At 69.3% G+C, this 16,121-nt stretch carries 15 protein-coding genes; all 15 read left to right on the forward strand.

Going from position 1 to position 16,121, the window contains the following annotated elements; translation table 11 throughout:
* Positions 1–53: 53 nt before the first annotated feature.
* The 15 genes from ACPT9U_RS07375 to ACPT9U_RS07445 all read left to right on the forward strand — a co-directional run bounded on the left by ACPT9U_RS07375 (position 54) and on the right by ACPT9U_RS07445 (position 16,083).
* Positions 54–2,087: a TonB-dependent receptor plug domain-containing protein gene (locus ACPT9U_RS07375; protein ID WP_435750400.1), complete on the forward strand. Its 2,034-nt coding sequence runs from the start codon at positions 54–56 to the stop codon at positions 2,085–2,087.
* 9 nt (positions 2,088–2,096) lie between these two features.
* Positions 2,097–2,660, forward strand: coding sequence for a DUF2478 domain-containing protein (locus tag ACPT9U_RS07380; RefSeq protein ID WP_435750401.1), 564 nt, complete (start codon positions 2,097–2,099; stop codon positions 2,658–2,660).
* A 14-nt stretch (positions 2,661–2,674) separates the two neighbouring features.
* A complete protein-coding gene (locus ACPT9U_RS07385) occupies positions 2,675–3,709 on the forward strand; it encodes an iron ABC transporter substrate-binding protein (RefSeq protein ID WP_435750402.1) in 1,035 nt (344 codons plus the stop codon).
* On the forward strand, positions 3,706–4,791 hold the full coding sequence (locus tag ACPT9U_RS07390) for a FecCD family ABC transporter permease (protein ID WP_435750403.1): 1,086 nt from the start codon (positions 3,706–3,708) through the stop codon (positions 4,789–4,791). The genes ACPT9U_RS07385 and ACPT9U_RS07390 overlap by 4 nt, the downstream gene beginning before the upstream one ends.
* Positions 4,788–5,585 (forward strand): ABC transporter ATP-binding protein, encoded by a 798-nt coding sequence (locus ACPT9U_RS07395; RefSeq protein ID WP_435750404.1) that lies wholly within the window; start codon positions 4,788–4,790, stop codon positions 5,583–5,585. The genes ACPT9U_RS07390 and ACPT9U_RS07395 overlap by 4 nt, the downstream gene beginning before the upstream one ends.
* Positions 5,582–6,379: a class I SAM-dependent methyltransferase gene (locus tag ACPT9U_RS07400; RefSeq protein ID WP_435750405.1), complete on the forward strand. Its 798-nt coding sequence runs from the start codon at positions 5,582–5,584 to the stop codon at positions 6,377–6,379. Before ACPT9U_RS07395 ends, ACPT9U_RS07400 begins: the two co-directional genes overlap by 4 nt.
* Before the next feature lie 72 nt (positions 6,380–6,451).
* Positions 6,452–7,534, forward strand: coding sequence for a radical SAM protein (locus ACPT9U_RS07405; RefSeq protein ID WP_435750406.1), 1,083 nt, complete (start codon positions 6,452–6,454; stop codon positions 7,532–7,534).
* Between the two features lie 21 nt (positions 7,535–7,555).
* Positions 7,556–9,784, forward strand: a complete 2,229-nt coding sequence (locus ACPT9U_RS07410; RefSeq protein ID WP_435750407.1) for a TonB-dependent receptor — start codon at positions 7,556–7,558, stop codon at positions 9,782–9,784.
* A gap of 7 nt (positions 9,785–9,791) precedes the next feature.
* Complete coding sequence (locus tag ACPT9U_RS07415; RefSeq protein ID WP_435750408.1) at positions 9,792–10,850, forward strand: FecCD family ABC transporter permease; 1,059 nt, start codon at positions 9,792–9,794, stop codon at positions 10,848–10,850.
* Positions 10,841–11,605 carry an ABC transporter ATP-binding protein gene (locus ACPT9U_RS07420; protein WP_435750409.1) on the forward strand — a complete coding sequence of 255 codons (765 nt, stop codon included), beginning with the start codon at positions 10,841–10,843 and terminating at the stop codon, positions 11,603–11,605. The genes ACPT9U_RS07415 and ACPT9U_RS07420 overlap by 10 nt, the downstream gene beginning before the upstream one ends.
* 13 nt (positions 11,606–11,618) lie before the next feature.
* Positions 11,619–12,641 (forward strand): ABC transporter substrate-binding protein, encoded by a 1,023-nt coding sequence (locus ACPT9U_RS07425; protein ID WP_435750410.1) that lies wholly within the window; start codon positions 11,619–11,621, stop codon positions 12,639–12,641.
* A 31-nt stretch (positions 12,642–12,672) separates the two neighbouring features.
* On the forward strand, positions 12,673–13,746 hold the full coding sequence (locus ACPT9U_RS07430) for a hypothetical protein (RefSeq protein WP_435750411.1): 1,074 nt from the start codon (positions 12,673–12,675) through the stop codon (positions 13,744–13,746).
* Positions 13,747–13,757: 11 nt separating this feature from the next.
* The gene (locus ACPT9U_RS07435) at positions 13,758–14,639 is read left to right on the forward strand and encodes a Rossmann-like domain-containing protein (protein ID WP_416817921.1); all 882 of its coding nucleotides are present in this window, start codon (positions 13,758–13,760) and stop codon (positions 14,637–14,639) included.
* A gap of 8 nt (positions 14,640–14,647) precedes the next feature.
* The gene (locus ACPT9U_RS07440) at positions 14,648–15,364 is read left to right on the forward strand and encodes an energy transducer TonB (protein WP_435750412.1); all 717 of its coding nucleotides are present in this window, start codon (positions 14,648–14,650) and stop codon (positions 15,362–15,364) included.
* An 8-nt stretch (positions 15,365–15,372) separates the two neighbouring features.
* Positions 15,373–16,083: a MotA/TolQ/ExbB proton channel family protein gene (locus ACPT9U_RS07445; protein ID WP_435750414.1), complete on the forward strand. Its 711-nt coding sequence runs from the start codon at positions 15,373–15,375 to the stop codon at positions 16,081–16,083.
* Positions 16,084–16,121: the final 38 nt, after the last annotated feature.

Consider the following 16,121-nt stretch of genomic DNA (forward strand, 5'->3'; position numbering starts at 1 on the left):
TTTTGCCAACCGCTATATATAAGTTGCTATTGCGAACCAGGGGAGAAATATTGATGTTCAGGCCACCGAGAATTCCATCCTTTCCACGAACGCGGCGGGCTGCACTGGCGACGGCCGTCGCCGTTGCGAGTGGCTGCACGGCGGCATGGGCACAGGAAGGGCGCGGCGCAACGCCGTTCGAACTGGGCGCCATCCAGGTGACGGCTCCGCGCCTCGCTCTCGGCGAGATCGCGCCGGAGCAAGTCTCCTCGGTGGTCACGCGCGAGGACATCCAGACGTTCAACCGCGAAACCGTGGGCGAAGCCGTCAATCTGCTCTCCGGGGTGACGGTGTCGACCAACTCGCGCAACGAGCAGACGGTTTACCTGCGCGGCTACGATCCGCGCCAGGCGCCGTTGTTCATCGACGGCATCCCGGTCTATGTGCCCTATGACGGATATGTCGACTTTGGTCGCTTCGACACCGGCGATCTCGCCGCGATACAGGTTGCCAAGGGGTTCAGCTCCGTGGCCTACGGCCCCAACACGCTGGGCGGCGCCATCAACCTGATCTCGCGCAAGCCGGGCAAGGCCTTCGAGGGTGACGCGAGCATCGGTTTCGGCGAGGATGGTGCCCGCCGGGCGGCGGTCAATCTCGGCAGCAACCAGGGCGTCTGGTACGTGCAGGCCGGCGTTGCCCATCGCGAAGCCGATGGCTTCAGGCTGTCCGACGACTTCAGGCCGACCGCGACGGAGGACGGCGGCCGGCGTGACAACGCCTACTACAAGGACAGCAAGGCCTCGCTGAAGCTGGGCCTGACCCCCGGAGGCGGCGACGAATACGCGCTGACCTACATCAAGCAGGACGGCGAGAAGGGCCAGCCGCCGTCGACTGACCCGACCGCCGCGCGCTACTGGCAGTGGCCATACTGGGACAAGGAGAGCCTGTACTTCGTCTCACGCACCGCGCTGGGTGCGCATGAGACACTGAAGCTGCGCCTCTTTGCCGACTGGTTCGACAACGAGGTGAACAGCTACACCGACGCGACCTACGCCACGCTCAAGACGAGCGGTTCCGGCAGCGTGTCCACCGGCCGCAGCATCTATCACGACAAGACCCATGGCGGCGCGGTGGAACTCGAGTCGCGGCGCTTCGAGGGCCATCTGGTGCGCTTCGTCGCCCAGACGAAGAGCGACCGGCATGAGGAGCGCGACGGTGACAATGCCCTGGGCGCGGATTTCGAGGACACCCTGCGCTCGCTGTCGGTCGAGGACGGCATCTCGGTCGGCGACAAGACGCTGCTGTCCATCGGTCTGGCCCATCACGAACTCGAACCGGAAAAGGTGTTCAGCAACGGTGGCAGCTTCACCCTGCCGCGCCGCCAGCGCGCCACCGATGCGCAGATCGGCCTGTTCTACGATCTGACGCCAACGGCGCGCCTGTACGCGACCGTGGCGGAGAAGACCCGGTTGCCCACCCTCAAGGATCGCTACTCCATCCGCCTGGGCCGTTTCATCGAGAACCCGGACCTCGAGGCCGAGCAGGCGCGCAACTACGAGATCGGCTACCAAGGGCAGCCCTGGGCCGGTGCCCAGGCGGACGCCGCAATCTTCTGGAGCGATATCGAGGACAAGATCCAGAGTGTCAACCTGACTGGCGCGGCCAGCTGCAGCGCCGCCAACCAATGCCAGATGCAGAACGTCGGAAAGGCGCGAATCAAGGGCATCGAGCTTGGCCTCAAGACACCGCTCGGCGCGCGCTGGGAGATCGGCGGCAACGCGACCTGGATGGATGTGGAGAACGTCAGCGATCCCGCGACCAGGCTGACGAACATCCCGGAGACGAAGATCATCCTGCATGCGCTGTGGCGAGCTGCGGCGGCGGTGGACATGATCGCCTTCGCCGAGCATGACAGCGGCCGCTGGGCCAGCGATACGGTAAAGCTGGACGGGTTCACCACGCTGAATCTCAAGATGGTCTGGCGGCCGATGAAGGACCTGTCCGCCGAGCTGCGGGTCAACAACGTCACCGACCGGAACTACGAACTCGAGGCGGGCTTTCCTGCGCCGGGGCGCATGTGGTTCGCCAGTCTGGACTACCGGTTCTGAGGACGGACGATGGCAACCTTGACAGCCCATGCCGCTGGGCCGGCCCTCTCGCCGACCAACACCAGCCCCATCGCCGCGATCGTTCATCTCGAGCACGGCGTCGCCGACGGCGTCCTCGCCGACTTTGCCTTTGCCCTGCGCCAGGCGGGCCGGCGGGTCCGGGGGGTGGTTCAGCAGTCCACGGGCGGTACGGGCAAGGAGGCGACGATGCTCGTCGATCTCGACCAGGGAACTCGCTTCCCCCTCTTCCAGCGCCTCGGCGCGGGCGCCGGCTCGTGCAGCATCGACCAGCACGGCGTGGCTGCCGCGAGCGTGGTCCTGCGCGGTGCGCTCGATGCGGCCCCCGATCTCGTCGTGGTCAATCGTTTTGGTGCGCTGGAGGCGGCGGGCGAGGGATTTGCCGACGAGATGCTGGCCCTGATGAGCGAGGGCATTCCCCTGCTCACCGTCGTCGCCGAAGCCTATCGATTCGACTGGCAGCACTTCACCGGCGGCGCCGGTGTGGAACTCGACCCGAGCCGGGAGGCGCTCGATGCCTGGTTCGCCGGCCTGCAACGGGGTAGCGGCCGGTGAAGCGGCGCGACCTCTTGCGCGCACTGGCCATCGCGCCCTGGCTGGCCTGGGTGCCGGCAGGGGCGCGGGCAAAGGCCGGTGTCGGGAGCACAATCGCCGCTGCCTACGGCACCCTGCCGCCGCCGCAGGCGATTCGCCGCGTGTTCGCCGCTGGCGCGCCGGCCAGCGTGCTCTTGAGCGTGCTCGCACCGGAGAAGCTGATCGGCTGGCCGTTCAAGGTGTCCGAAGAGGCGCGCGCCTGGCTGGCGCCGGTGGTGCGCGCGCTGCCACAGGTCGGCCGCCTCGCCGGTCGCGGCAGCACGGCGTCGAACGAGGCGCTGCTGCAAATGAAGCCGGACGTCATCCTCGACGTCGGCACCGTCGACGCGACCTACCTCTCCGCCATGCAGCGGGTGGCCGAGCAGACCGGATTGCCGTGCCTGCTTGTGCAGGGACGCATGGCCGACCACCCGGCGCAGTTGCGCGAGGTCGGCCGACTGCTCGGCGTGGCGGCGCGCGGCGAGCGCCTCGCCGCCTGGGCCGAAGAGACCCTCGCGCTGGCGGCGCGCGCGTGCAACGAAGTACCGCCCGGGGCGCGTCCGCGCGTCTTCTTCGGGCGTGGCGGCGATGGCCTTGAAACCGGGCTGGACGGATCGATCAACATGGAGGCGATCGAGATCGCCGGTGGCCGCAACGTCGCCGCCGAGTCGGGGCGCGGCGGGCTGATCAAGGTGTCGCCCGAGCAGATCCTCGCCTGGGATCCGGAGGTGATCGTCACGCAGGATCGCGAGTTCGCCCGTGGCGTGCTCGCCGATCCGCTGTGGCGTCCGGTCGCCGCCGTGCGGGCGCGTCGCGTGCACCTGGCGCCGAGCCTTCCGTTTGGCTGGCTGGACGGGCCGCCGGGTGTCAATCGCCTGGTCGGTGTACGCTGGCTGATCGAGCGCCTCCATCCCGGCCGGGCGGGGGGCGAGGCGGCCCTCCAGGCGGCCGCCCACGATTTCTACCGCTTGTTCTACGGCATGGAGCCAGACGCGGCGAGTCTCGGCACCATGATCGGTGGCCCGGCATGAATGACGCTCCAGACCTCTCCCGTGGCGCGTCCACGCACGGCGCCGGTGTCGCCGCGGCGGTCAACGCTGGCGCGCCGTGCCACCCCGCGGCGGCCTGGCTGGCGGGTGCCGCCGCGTTGCTGGCGGTGCTCGCGGTGGCCTTCACGGCCGGCAAGTTTCCGGTGGCACCGGCCGACCTGCTGCGTGCGCTGGTCGCGCGCCTGTCCGGCAGCGAGTCCGGGTTGCCCGAGGCCGTGGAAACCGTCATCTGGAACATCCGCCTGCCGCGTGTCGCCGCCGGTGCCGTCGTCGGCGCCGTGCTCGCCGCAGCGGGCGCCGCCTACCAGGGCATGTTCCGCAACCCGCTGGTGTCGCCGGACATCCTCGGGGTCTCCGCTGGTGCCGGTCTGGGCGCCACGCTCGGCATCTACCTCGGCCTGCCGCTCATCTTCGTGCAGGTCGTCGCCTTCGGCGGCGGCATCATCGCCGTTGCCATCGTCTACCGCCTCGCTTCGATGGTGCGGCGCCATGATCCGGTGTTGGTCCTGGTGCTCGCCGGCGTCGCCCTCGGTGCGCTGCTTGGCGCCGGCATCTCGCTGGTCAAGATCCTCTCCGACCCGTATACGCAGCTGCCGACGATCACCTTCTGGCTGCTCGGCGGACTCAACCAGGTGACCTCGCGCGACCTGGCGACCACCGCGCCGGCGATGCTCGCCGGCTTGCTGCCGATGGCGCTGCTGCGCTGGCGCATCAACCTGCTTGGCCTCGCTGACGAAGAGGCGGCAGCGCTCGGGGTCGACGTCGGGCGCCTGCGCCTGGTCCTCGTCACTGCCGCAACGCTGTCGACCGCCGCCGCTGTCTCGCTGGCCGGTATCGTTGGCTGGGTCGGGCTGGTCGTGCCGCATGTCGCACGCCTGCTCGTCGGCCCTGACTTCACCCGTCTGCTGCCGGCCTCGCTCATGCTCGGCGCCGGCTTCCTCGTCACCACCGACACGCTGGCCCGGACGATCGCGCCGATCGAGCTGCCGCTCGGCATCCTGACGGCGGTGGTGGGCGCGCCTTTCTTCCTGTGGTTGTTGGCTCGTACGGGGAGGCCGGCATGAGCGTTGCCATCGAGGCCAGCGATCTTGCGATCGGCTACCACGGCCGCCGCGTCGGCACCGACATCTCGCTCGGTATCGACAAAGGCGAGGTGCTCTGCCTGCTCGGCCCGAACGGCAGCGGCAAGACGACGCTCTTCAAGACACTGCTCGGCCTGCTGCCGCCGCTTGCCGGCACGGTGCGCGTACTCGGCGAGCCTGTCGCTGGCTGGTCGCGCGCGGCGTTTGCGCGCAAGGTCGGCTATGTGCCGCAGGCGCATGCCGGCATCTTCCCGTTTTCCGTCGAGGACATCGTGCTGATGGGTCGTGCTGCGCGCATCGAGCGCTTCGCCACACCGTCGCGGCATGACCGTCAGCTCGCTGCCGACTGCCTGGCAGCACTCGGCGTCGCCCACCTGCGCCAGCGCACCTACACCGAGATCAGCGGCGGCGAGCGGCAACTGGCGCTGATCGCCCGCGCGCTGGCGCAGGAGCCTGCGCTGCTGGTGATGGACGAGCCGACGGCCAGCCTCGACTTCGGCAACCAGATCCGCGTGCTCGAACACGTGTGCCGTCTGCGCGAACGCGGCATTGCCGTGCTGATGTCCACACACCAGCCGGAACACGCGCTGCGCGTTGCCGACCGTATCGCGTTGCTGGCACCGGGCCGGCTGGTCGGCATCGGTGAGTCGTCCGAGGTGGCGACGCCCGCTGCGCTTGCCGCGCTGTACGGCGTCGATGCGACCGCCATTGCCGGCAGCCTGCCGTCGATTCCACTCCGGCTGCGACGCCGTCCTGTCGAAGAGAACGCCCCATGAGCATCTCCGCCATCGATTTCGGCCGCCTCTACCGCGACCACCATGCTGCCGCCAACCGCAACCCGAAACCCGCAGGTGTCTGGGACGTCCGTGCCGCCGAGATGAGCGGCAAGGTGCGCAAGAGCCGCTATGTCGAGGACTTCATCGGCCGCATGGATCTTACCGGCGCGCATTCGCTGCTCGACGTCGGCTGCGGGCCCGGGACCATCTGTCTGCCGCTCGCCGGCCGGCTGCAGCGTGTCATCGGCCTCGACTTCAGTCCGCGCATGCTCGATGCCTTGCGCGAAAACGCGGCAGCGCTCGGGCACGACAATGTCGAGGCCCTGCAACTGGCGTGGGAGGACGACTGGTCCGCCGTGCCCGCGTGCGACATCGTCGTCGCCTCGCGCTCGACGACGGTCGCCGACATGGAAGCGGCGCTGCACAAGCTGAACGACAAGGCCAGGCGCCGCGTGTACCTGACCCACCTCGTCGGTGGCCGCTTCATCGACCCAGCGGTGATCGACGTCATCGGCCGAGACCTGCCACCGTTGCCGGACTATGTCTACATCGTGAATATCCTGCATGGGATGGGCATCCATCCCCGGCTCGACTACATCGAGCATGAAGGCCGGCTGGCCGGCGCCACCAATTTCGACGAGTTCGCCCGGCGTGTCGCCTGGGCGCTTGGCGAGCTCTCCGATGACGAGCGTACCCGCCTGCGCGCCTGGCACGGGCGTGTCGCGCCGAGCCTCGGTGCTGCCGGGGCGCCGATGCGCTGGGCATTCATTTCCTGGGAAAAGACATCGCGATAGGTGGCCAGCGTCGGTCGCAGCCCATTCGTACTGATCGTTATATACAAGTTGCTATTTCGAGACCAAAAGTCGATGAACGACCTGCTGGATCACCTTGACACCTCCGTAGCGGCCCGCGATCTGCCTCCAGTCGGAGAAGGCCTGCCCGCCGACTGCAGCACGCGGGATGTGCTCGACCTCTATCGACGCTCCGCCGATCCCCGTGTCGCCCCGGCCATCTTCCGCCACGCCGCAGACCTGCGCGACCGCCATGTCGGCCGCAGCCCCTGGTGGTCGGCCGGCGTCTCGGCCATCGTGCCGTGCGAGCTCGAGCCGCTGTGCACCTACTGCACCTTCTTCAGCCGCAAGGCGGTGGCAACCAGCGACATCGTGTCGGCCGTGCGTGCCATCGCCGACCTGGGCATCCGCCATCTTCACCTGTCCGGCGGCACGCGTTTGCCGGTGAAGGGCGAGCCGATCAGCGGCTACGACCGCTACCTGGTCGACCTCGTCGTCGCCATCCGAGATGCAGCCGATGTCGAGATCGAGGTCAATGTCGGCCCGTCGCTGACGCGCGGCGGGGTCCGCGCGCTCAAGGAGCTTGGCGTGGCCGCTGTCACCAGCTCGCTGGAGGTGCTGAACGCCGAACTGTTCGCGGCATTCAAGCCGGGCGACAGCCTGGAAGGGCGAATCCGCCTGATGGAGCTGTGCGAGGAAGAGGGCCTGCCGATCCGCTCGATGATGCTGGTCGGCCTCGGCGAAACGGACGCGGATCGCATCGACCACCTGCTTTTCCTGCGCCGCTTCTCCATGCTGCGCCACCTGCGCCTGTCGCGGTACATGCCCTTCCCCGGTACCGCGTCCGGCGGCGTGCGCTGCTCGCCCTGGCCGGTGGCACGCCTCACGGCGATTGCGCGCCTGCTCTATCCGACCCTCGATCTCGGCCTGGCGGCCGGCAACGATCCCGACGACATGACCCTGTGGTGGCTTGCCGGCGGCGGCAACCAAGTCATCGGCGCCACCGCGTCGATGAAGGACCCGCGCGGCAAGGCCGGCGGGGAAGCACGTGCGATCCCGGTCGGCGAGCGTGTCGTGGTGCACGACAACATGGCCCGGGTGACCCGCTATCTCGGCGAACTCGGCCTGACGCCGAGTTTCGCTCCCCAGTCTTCCTGAAACCAACCAATGGAGTCCATCTTGCGTACCCGCATGCGTTCCCCCTTGGCCGCCGCCGTCGCCGCGCTATGCGCGGCCGGCCCGGCTCTCGCCGCCGACGCCACGCTCACCGAAGTGGTTGTCACCGGTGCCCACGAAGCCCCCCTGACACAGCCCGATCCGCAGCCCTGGGCGCACAGCCAGGTATCGCGCGAGGGCGTCGCTATCCTCGGCGGGCCCGCGCAGACCAACCCGTACCGCCTGCTCGACCTGATGCCCTCGGTCAGCGCGGAGTCGGCCGATGCCTATGGCCTGAACTCGCGCGGTGGCCGCAAGCTCAACCTGCGCGGCAAGGGCGACTTCCACCTGACCCGCAACATCGAGGGCGTGCCCCTCTACGGCATTGTCGGCAACAACGACCTGTTCGATCTGGAGAACGTCGCCGGCTTCGAGCTCTACCGCGGTGGCATGCCCGCCAACGCCGGGCTTGGCGTGTCCAACAGCACCGGGGCACTCGACATGACGCTGCGTCGCCCCGATGAAGTTCCTGGTGTCGAGATCCGCCAGGGCTTCGGCTCGGACAGCTTCCGCCGCACCTTTGCCCGCATCGACAGTGGCCGGTTCGGTCCTGCGGATACCGCGCTGTTCGTGTCGGCGTCGGACATGGAGGCCGACAAGTGGAAGGGGGCTGGCCAGACGCCCGGCGCGCGCCGCAACTTCACCGTCGGCCTCGCCCAGCCGTTCTCCAACGGGGCGCGCTTCGAGCTGTTCGTCGCCTCCAACCACATCGAGGGCCACGACTACCGGGCGATGAACTACACGCAGGTCGAGGACAAGTCCAACTGGCGCAACTTCGACTACGACGAAGACCTCACCGCCGGCCGGCTTGCCCGGTACTACGATTTCAACCGCAACGAGTTCGACGACGTCGGCGTCATCGCGAACCTGGTCCTGCCGGTCGGCGAGGCGGGGCGTTTCACCCTTCGCCCGTACTGGTGGGACAACGATGGCTACTTCCTGTTTTCGTCGTCCGACACCAATGTCCGCCGCTGGGATGTCGAGCACGAGCAGAAGGGGCTGGTCGCCCAGTATGACCACAGGTTCTCCCCGGCGCTCGACCTCACCGTCGGCTACTGGTGGATGGACATGGAGTCGCCGCCACCACCCGTCTACCAGAAGAACTACACGGCACAGGCAGATGGCAGCCTGACCTATGCCGGCTGGGCGCTGCTGTCGAAACATGGCAGGCACGAGTTCAACAGCCCCTTCCTGCAGCTGACAGGGCGCAGCGGCGCCACCACGATCTCGGGCGGCGTGCGCCTGCAGCAGCAGTCGCAGCCGTCGTTCTCCTACTACGCCACCGCCGGCCTTCCCGACGTCTCCTACGACGCGGTGTGGGTTTTCAACCCGGCCGTCGACCCTTGGATGCGAGTTTCCGGCAAGACCTACCGCGAGTGGCTGCCGAACCTGTCGCTGCGCCACGAACTGCGGCCCGACATGGCGCTCACCGCCGCCTACGGCCGGCGTATCGGCCGGCCCGACTGGGGGCCGGTCGCATCCACCTATAGCAGCAACAAGGCCAAGTTCGTTGCGCAGAACATCACCCTGCAGGATGTCTTCTCCGGGCTGAAACCGGAGATCTCCGACAACCTTGACCTCGGTCTGCGCTACGAGGGTGAACGGCTCTCGCTCGTGCCCAACCTGTACTACGCCAGGACCCGCGACAAGGAGGTCAGCGTCTACGACCCGGGCGTGGACGTGACCTACTACCAGAGCGTCGCCAAGGCCGTCGGCTACGGCGCGGAGCTGGAGGGTAGCTACCGCTTCGACGGCGGGCTGTCGGCGGTCTTCGCCCTGTCCTGGAACCGCTTCGCCTTCGACGGTGACATCCAGGCCAAGGCCGGCGCCGTGACGGGCACCGACGGCAAGCAGGTTCCCAACGCGCCGCGCATGCTGGCCAAGCTGGGCGTCGACTGGCGCAGCGGCAACTGGAATGTCTCGCCGGTGGTGCGCTACGTCGGCAAGCGCTACGGCGACACCCTCAATAAGCAGAAGATCGACGGCTACTTCCTTGCCGACCTGCATGTCGGCTACCAATGGAAGAACGTCGCCATGCTGCAGGACGTCGGCATTGCCCTGTCGGTGTTGAACCTGTTCGACAAGCGCTACATCGGCCAGATCTCCGCCAGCGACTTTGACCTCAACGCCGGCACGACCTACTACGCCGGCGCACCGCGGACGGCCGTGATGACCGTCAGCGCCAGGTTCTGAGGCCAACGTGAGCGGGCAGGTGGGTAGCATCGTCGATGGCGGGGGCCGGGTGGCCGGCCGCTGGCGCGGGTTGGGTTTCATCACGCCACTTGCGTTCGCGGTGCTGGCGAGCGCGGTGTTCTCGATGGGGCTCGGCCACTACCCGCTCGCCCCGTCGGAAGTGCTCGCGGTATTGTGGGCGGCGTTGACCGGGACCGAGTCGGGACAACCGCCCATGGCGGAGACCGTGGTGCTGGCGGTGCGCTTGCCGCGCGTGCTCGCCGCCATGCTGGTCGGGGCCAGCCTGGCGGCGGCCGGCGCCGCCTACCAGACCTTGTTCCGCAATCCGCTCGCCTCACCGGCTATCCTCGGCGTCTCGTCTGGCGCCGGCTTCGGCGCGGCGCTGGCCATGCTGCTCTCGGGTAGCGCGCTCGCCGTGCAGGGTGCGGCCTTCGCCGGCGGCCTGTTGGCGGTCGGTGCGGCGATGCTCATCGCCGGGCTTCTGGGTAAGGGTTCGGCGCTGGTGATGGTGCTCGCCGGCCTGGTCGTGTCGGCCCTCTTCCAGGCACTCACCTCCGCACTGAAGTACGTCGCCGATCCGCTCGACACGCTACCGGCCATCGTCTTCTGGTTGCTCGGCAGTCTCGGCCGCGTCGGCACGCATGATCTGGCCTGGGCGGCGCCGTTCGCTCTGGCGGGCATGCTCGCGCTGTTCCTGCTGCGCTGGCCGACGCAGGTGCTGGAGGCCGGCGACGACGAGGCGCGCACCCTGGGCGTGCCGGTGCGCGCGCTGCGCCTCGCGCTGATCGCCGCGGCGACTCTGATGACCGCCGCCGCCGTGTCGATCTCCGGCATCGTCGGCTGGGTCGGCCTGCTGGTGCCGCACCTCGCGCGCCTCATCGTCGGCCCGGCCTACGCCGCGCTGCTGCCGGCCTCGCTGCTGCTCGGCGCCGGCTACCTGCTGTTGGTCGATAACCTGTGCCGCAGCGCCTTTGCCGCCGAGTTGCCGCTCGGCATCGTCACTGCCGTGCTCGGCGCGCCGGTGTTCGTCGCCGTCCTGGCCAAGGCGAGGCGGACATGGTCCTGAGCGTGGCTGACCTCGTCTATCGCCGCGCGCCGGGCGAGGCGCCGGTGCTCGACGGCATTGACCTGTCGCTCGCAAGGGGCGAGATCCTGTGCCTGCTGGGGCCCAACGGCACCGGCAAGACGACCCTGCTGCGCTGCCTGGTCGGCGCACTGCGGCACGAGCGTGGCGAGGTGCGCATCGACGGCGAATCCGGCGTCCCTCCCCGGCGTCTCGCCCGCGCGCTCGCCTACGTGCCGCAGGCGGCCGGCGACAGCGGCCTGACCTTGCTCGATGTCGCGCTGATGGGCCGCACGCCGTACCTGCCGCCCCTCAGCCTGCCCGGCCGCCACGATGAGCGGATCGCGCGCGAGGCGCTGATGCGGGTTGGCATTGCACATCTGGCACAGCGGCCGTTCAACCGCGTCAGCGGCGGCGAGCGCCAGCTCACCCTGATCGCCCGTGCGCTGGCCCAGCAGCCGCGCCTGTTCATGATGGACGAACCGATGGCCAGCCTCGACCTCGGCAACCAGGCCCGCGTGCTGCGCGTGATCCGCGATCTCGCCGCCGATGGCATGGCCGTCCTTGTCACCACCCACCAGCCCGAGCACGCGTTCCTGCTTGGCGCGCGCGTCCTCGCCCTGGCCGGTGGCCGCATCGCCGCCGCTGGTGCGGCCCGCGATGTGCTGCACGCGCACACGCTGACCGCCCTGTACGACACGCCGGTGGAGGTCATCGCCCATCGTGGCGCACCGGCGGCCTGCATTCCGCGCCTGTGAAAGGAGACTTGTGATGTTGTTCCGCTTCCTGCCGTTCCTGGTCGCTTTCGTCGCCGCCATCGCCCAGGTCGCGCCGCCGCGCGTGGTGGAGGACATGGCGGGCGACGAGGTTGCCCTGCCCGCGCGGGTCGAGCGTGTCGCCACCATTGGCGCGGTGCCGGTGCTCAACGGCCTCGTCTTCGCCGTCGGCGAGGGCCGGCGCATCGTCAATGGCCTGCCGGAGTTCGCCCGCAAGCCGCGCTGGGGCTACCAGGCGGTCTTTGCCCCGCACACTGCCGCGCTGCCCACGCTCCAGAACCACGACCGCACGCCGAACCTGGAGGCCCTGCTCGGCGCGGCGCCCGACGCGGTGCTGACCATGGATCGGGCGAGCGCCGACGCCCTGCGCCGTGCCGGCCTGCCGGCGCTCTACCTCGCCTGGCGCCAGCCCGAGGATGTGAAGGCGGCGGTGCGCCTGCTCGGCCGCGTCTTCGACCAGCCGCAGGCCGCCGAGCGCTACGCTGAGCGCTTCGACCGCATGCTTGCGGATGTCGCGGCGCGCCTGCGCGACGTGCGGACACGACCGCGCGTGCTCTACTTCAGCCCGAAAACGTTGACGCAACCCCATCTGGTGGTCGAATGGTGGATCCGTGCGGCGGGCGGCGAGAGCGTCACTGACGACGGCCGCACCGTCGAATCGCGCAGCTTCACCCTCGAGCAACTGCTCGCCTGGAACCCCGACATCCTCATCGTCTCCGGCCACGAGGAGGCGGAGACGGTGCGCCGTGAGCCGCGCTTCGCCAACCTGGCCGCCGTGCGCACTGGGCGCATCCTGGTGGCGCCCAGCGGCGCCCACACCTGGGGCAACCGCACCTCCGAACAGCCGCTCACCGTGCTGTGGGCGGCGAAACACTTCCACCCCGAGCGCTTCGGTGACATCGACGTCGTCGCCGAGACGCAAGCCTTCTATCACGACATTTTCGGCGCCGACCTCTCTGCCGCGCAGGTGCGCGAAATCCTCGATGGCGGCCCCAGGACGACCCTGGCCGCGCGTTGATTCCAATGCTATCGATACCAAGGAGCATGAAATGGACATGACCACGATGAAGTTCGATCTCGCCAGCCTGGAGGCTCCGCCCGCAGTCGCGGTGCTGGACCGCGTCGCCGGTGGGTTCAAGGCCTTCCAGGCCCTGCGCGCGGGCTACGGCAGCGGGCTGTTCGACTGGCTGGACCGCAACGGGCCCGCCGAGCGGGCGGTCATCGCCACGGCCCTGAAACTGCGCGGCGCGCATCTGGCGGGCTTCCTCCAGTCCCTGGAGGACCTCGGCCTGGTGTCGCGCCAGGGCAGCGTGTACGCCCTGGTTCCCGAGATGCGCGAGGTGCTCGTCGCCGGCAGTGCCTGGTGCCAGGCAGCGACGATCGAGCGCCTTTTGGCGCCGGAATGCGGCTGGTCAGATCTGCGCGGCTTCCTGTCCGAGGACTGGACGGCGGCGAGCGCGCCCGTGTCGCCATCCCCAAGGCAGCACCCCTTCCTGGTGGAGGCGCGGCTTCTGGCGACCCGGCTGGCGGCGCGGGAGAGGGAACTGCGCGGTGGCGCCAAGCCGCGCCGTCTGCTGTGCTTCGATGGCAGCGGTGGCATGGCGGCGGCGGCCATCTGCCTTGCGCAACCCGGGTTGGACGCGTCCGTCATCGTTGCGCCGGGCGCCGTGCGGGAGGCCATGGAACTGCTCGACGCCTGCGGCCTGGCTGAGCGATGCGTCGTCCATCCCGGTTCTCCGCTCGAAATTTCCGTGCAGGCAAGCTATGACCGCGTAGTGCTGTTCCACGCGCTCTACCCCGTGCGCAAGTCCATGGGTGACGCGCTTGCAGCCGTTGCCGCGCGCCTGGCGCCGGGTGGCGAATTGTGTTCGGCCCACTGGTTTTGCCTGGAGGCCTGCGAGACCGCGCCAGGTGGCCTGCGCGACCTGGACAGGGCGGTGCTGACCGACAGCCATCCGCTCTGCCATGTGGAGACCTTCGGCGAGCGATTTGTCGCGGCCGGGCTCGGCGACGAGGGGCGGGAAGACATCGATGGCCCCTGCGGCCACCTGAAGCTGCATTTCGCCTCTCGTGCCCTAAACCCCGTGGTGGTTTCACCGTACCTGCGTTGCTCGCGCTGCTGAGGAATGTCGACATGAAGACAGCGAACGACATGATCCCGAGCCGAATGGCTGACTGCCCGCCGGCCACCTTGCTCGCCGACCTGCACGCCGCCGTGGTCGAGCGCCTCGGCGCGGAGGCGCGGGCGCTGACGCTGGAGCGCGTGGTGCTCGGCATCTTCTTCACCGGCGTCAAGCTCTCCAACGGTGCCGGGGGGCTGTGCGCAACGCCGGTCAAGGGCGTGCCCGAGGCGGTGTGCTGCCCGAGCTCGGCCAAGGCCATGCCCACGCCGGGCAAGATCGCCGGCCGCCGTGCTGTCGACCTGCTCGACGACCTGTACCGCACACAGGACCTGCGTCGTGCGCTGGCCATCGCGACCCTCAACGCGCTGGCCGAAACGCTCTGGCTTCGCGACGGACCGCCGGCCGGCGTCGAGTGCCTCGACGGCGATGCCTTCGATGCATTGAAGATCGAGCCCGGCCGGCGCGTGGCGCTGGTCGGCGCCTTCCCGCCCTACATGCGCGAACTGCGGCGGCGCGGACAACCGTTCAGCGTGCTGGAGATGGACCCGTCTACGCTCAGGCCCGAGGAAATGCCCTTCTATGTCCCGGCCGAACGCGCCCCGGAGGTGGTGCCGCTGGCCGACGTCTTCATCACCACGGGGACGACCTTGATCAACGGCACGCTCGATGGCCTGTTGCGCTTGCTCCGGCCAGGCGCCGAGGCGGCGGTGATCGGGCCGACGGCGACACTCGTTGTCGATCCCTACCGCCCGCGCGGCGTCACTGTGATTGGCGGCACGCGTGTGCGCGCCCCGGACGAACTGCTCGAACTGCTGGCCGAGGGGGGCTCCGGCTATCACTTCTTCGGCAAGACGGTGGAGCGCGTCACCCTGCGTCTGACGCCGGCGCAGTGATGTTGGCGATGGAGGAGTACCTCTGCGGCAGCGGCAAGCCAGGCCAGGAGAAGGCACCGGTGGCGGCGTGGCGCTGGCGGCGACCGCTACTGCAGTGGTCCGGGGTCGGCCTTGCACATGCTGCCCTGCTCGGCATCGTGCTGCAGGTGTCGCCACAGGCAAGGCAGGCGCTGGGTCATGTGATCGAGGCCAGCCTGGTCGTCCCGCGACCGGTGGCCGTGGCGGCCGCGCAGCCGACGGCCGTGCCGGAGCCGACACCGACGCCGCCCATGCCGCCGAAGGAGAGGACGCTGGCGCCAAGAGCACCGCGGCCAGCGACGCCGCGACCGATCGCGGCACCACCCGCCGAGGCGCCGCCGTCCTCCGATGTCGCGTCGGAGCCTGCCACCGAGCCGGCGTCGGCGGTCGTATCGGTGCCCACCGCCGTTCCCGCTGCGCCTCCGCCGCTGGTGCTGCCGGTTTTCAACGCCGACTACCTCGACAACCCAGCGCCGCAGTACCCGCCGATGTCGCGCCGTCTCGGCGAAACGGGTCGTGTCCTGCTGCGCGTGCTCGTTTCGGCCGACGGACATGCCGATGAGGTCGAGGTCGAGACCTCGTCGGGGTTCGAGCGGCTCGATGCCGCAGCGCGCCAGGCGGTCGTCCGCTGGCGCTTCGTTCCTGCACGTCGGGGCGACGAGAGGGTCGCCGCGTGGGTGTTGGTCCCGATCTCCTTTGTCATGTGAGTCCCGCCATGTTCGAAAGCTCCCTGGGTATTGCCCATTTCCTGACGCAGGCCGACACGGCGGCGCGCGTCATCCTCATCGCGATGTTGCTCGCCTCGCTCGCCAGCTGGGGGATCATCGTCGATCGACTGGCCGCGCACTGGTTGCAGCGACGGCGGCAGGCGGTGTTCCTTGCGCGCTTCCGGCGTGTCCGCGCCTTTGAGGAACTGGGCGCGGTCCTCTCCGCAGGTGCGGAGGATGCGTGCGCCCGCTTGGCGCGCCTGGCGATCGAGTCCGCCCGGCATTTCTCGGCGCACGGGGAGGCCGGTGGACGCCAGGAGTTCCTGGTAAGGGCGCTGCGGCAAGGCATCGAGGAGGAGGCGGAACGGCTCGAGCGCGGGCTGACGCTGCTCGCCTCGGTCGGCTCGACCGCGCCCTTCGTTGGCCTGCTCGGCACCGTCTGGGGGATCTATCACGCCTTGATCGCCATCGGCCTGTCCGGGCAGGGCACCCTCGACAAAGTGGCCGGCCCGGTCGGCGAGGCGCTGATCATGACGGCCATCGGCCTTGCCGTGGCGATCCCGGCGGTGCTCGGCTACAACGCGCTCACGCGGCGGAACCGTGTCGTGCTCGGCCGCCTCGATGCGCTCGGCCACGACTTGCTTACGCTGGCGCTTACCGGTGCGCCGCTGCGCCGAGGCGCCGCCGAGGCGTCCGCTCGCATCGCGAGGGCTGCGTGATGGGGCTGGGCACGCTGGGTTCTGGTGGCGGCGGACGC

It is taken from the genome of Thauera sp. AutoDN2, from assembly GCF_051280715.1.
Lineage (GTDB): Bacteria > Pseudomonadota > Gammaproteobacteria > Burkholderiales > Rhodocyclaceae > Thauera.

Bases quoted from the DNA above. Each gene is read 5' to 3' on its own strand.
- ACPT9U_RS07375 (WP_435750400.1), top strand. From the start codon at position 54: ATGTTCAGGCCACCGAGAATTCCATCCTTTCCACGAACGCGGCGGGCT.
- ACPT9U_RS07380 (WP_435750401.1), top strand. From the start codon at position 2,097: ATGGCAACCTTGACAGCCCATGCCGCTGGGCCGGCCCTCTCGCCGACC.
- ACPT9U_RS07390 (WP_435750403.1), top strand. From the start codon at position 3,706: ATGAATGACGCTCCAGACCTCTCCCGTGGCGCGTCCACGCACGGCGCC.
- ACPT9U_RS07395 (WP_435750404.1), top strand. From the start codon at position 4,788: ATGAGCGTTGCCATCGAGGCCAGCGATCTTGCGATCGGCTACCACGGC.
- ACPT9U_RS07400 (WP_435750405.1), top strand. From the start codon at position 5,582: ATGAGCATCTCCGCCATCGATTTCGGCCGCCTCTACCGCGACCACCAT.
- ACPT9U_RS07405 (WP_435750406.1), top strand. From the start codon at position 6,452: ATGAACGACCTGCTGGATCACCTTGACACCTCCGTAGCGGCCCGCGAT.
- ACPT9U_RS07420 (WP_435750409.1), top strand. From the start codon at position 10,841: ATGGTCCTGAGCGTGGCTGACCTCGTCTATCGCCGCGCGCCGGGCGAG.
- ACPT9U_RS07425 (WP_435750410.1), top strand. From the start codon at position 11,619: ATGTTGTTCCGCTTCCTGCCGTTCCTGGTCGCTTTCGTCGCCGCCATC.
- ACPT9U_RS07430 (WP_435750411.1), top strand. From the start codon at position 12,673: ATGGACATGACCACGATGAAGTTCGATCTCGCCAGCCTGGAGGCTCCG.
- ACPT9U_RS07435 (WP_416817921.1), top strand. From the start codon at position 13,758: ATGAAGACAGCGAACGACATGATCCCGAGCCGAATGGCTGACTGCCCG.
- ACPT9U_RS07440 (WP_435750412.1), top strand. From the start codon at position 14,648: ATGGAGGAGTACCTCTGCGGCAGCGGCAAGCCAGGCCAGGAGAAGGCA.
- ACPT9U_RS07445 (WP_435750414.1), top strand. From the start codon at position 15,373: ATGTTCGAAAGCTCCCTGGGTATTGCCCATTTCCTGACGCAGGCCGAC.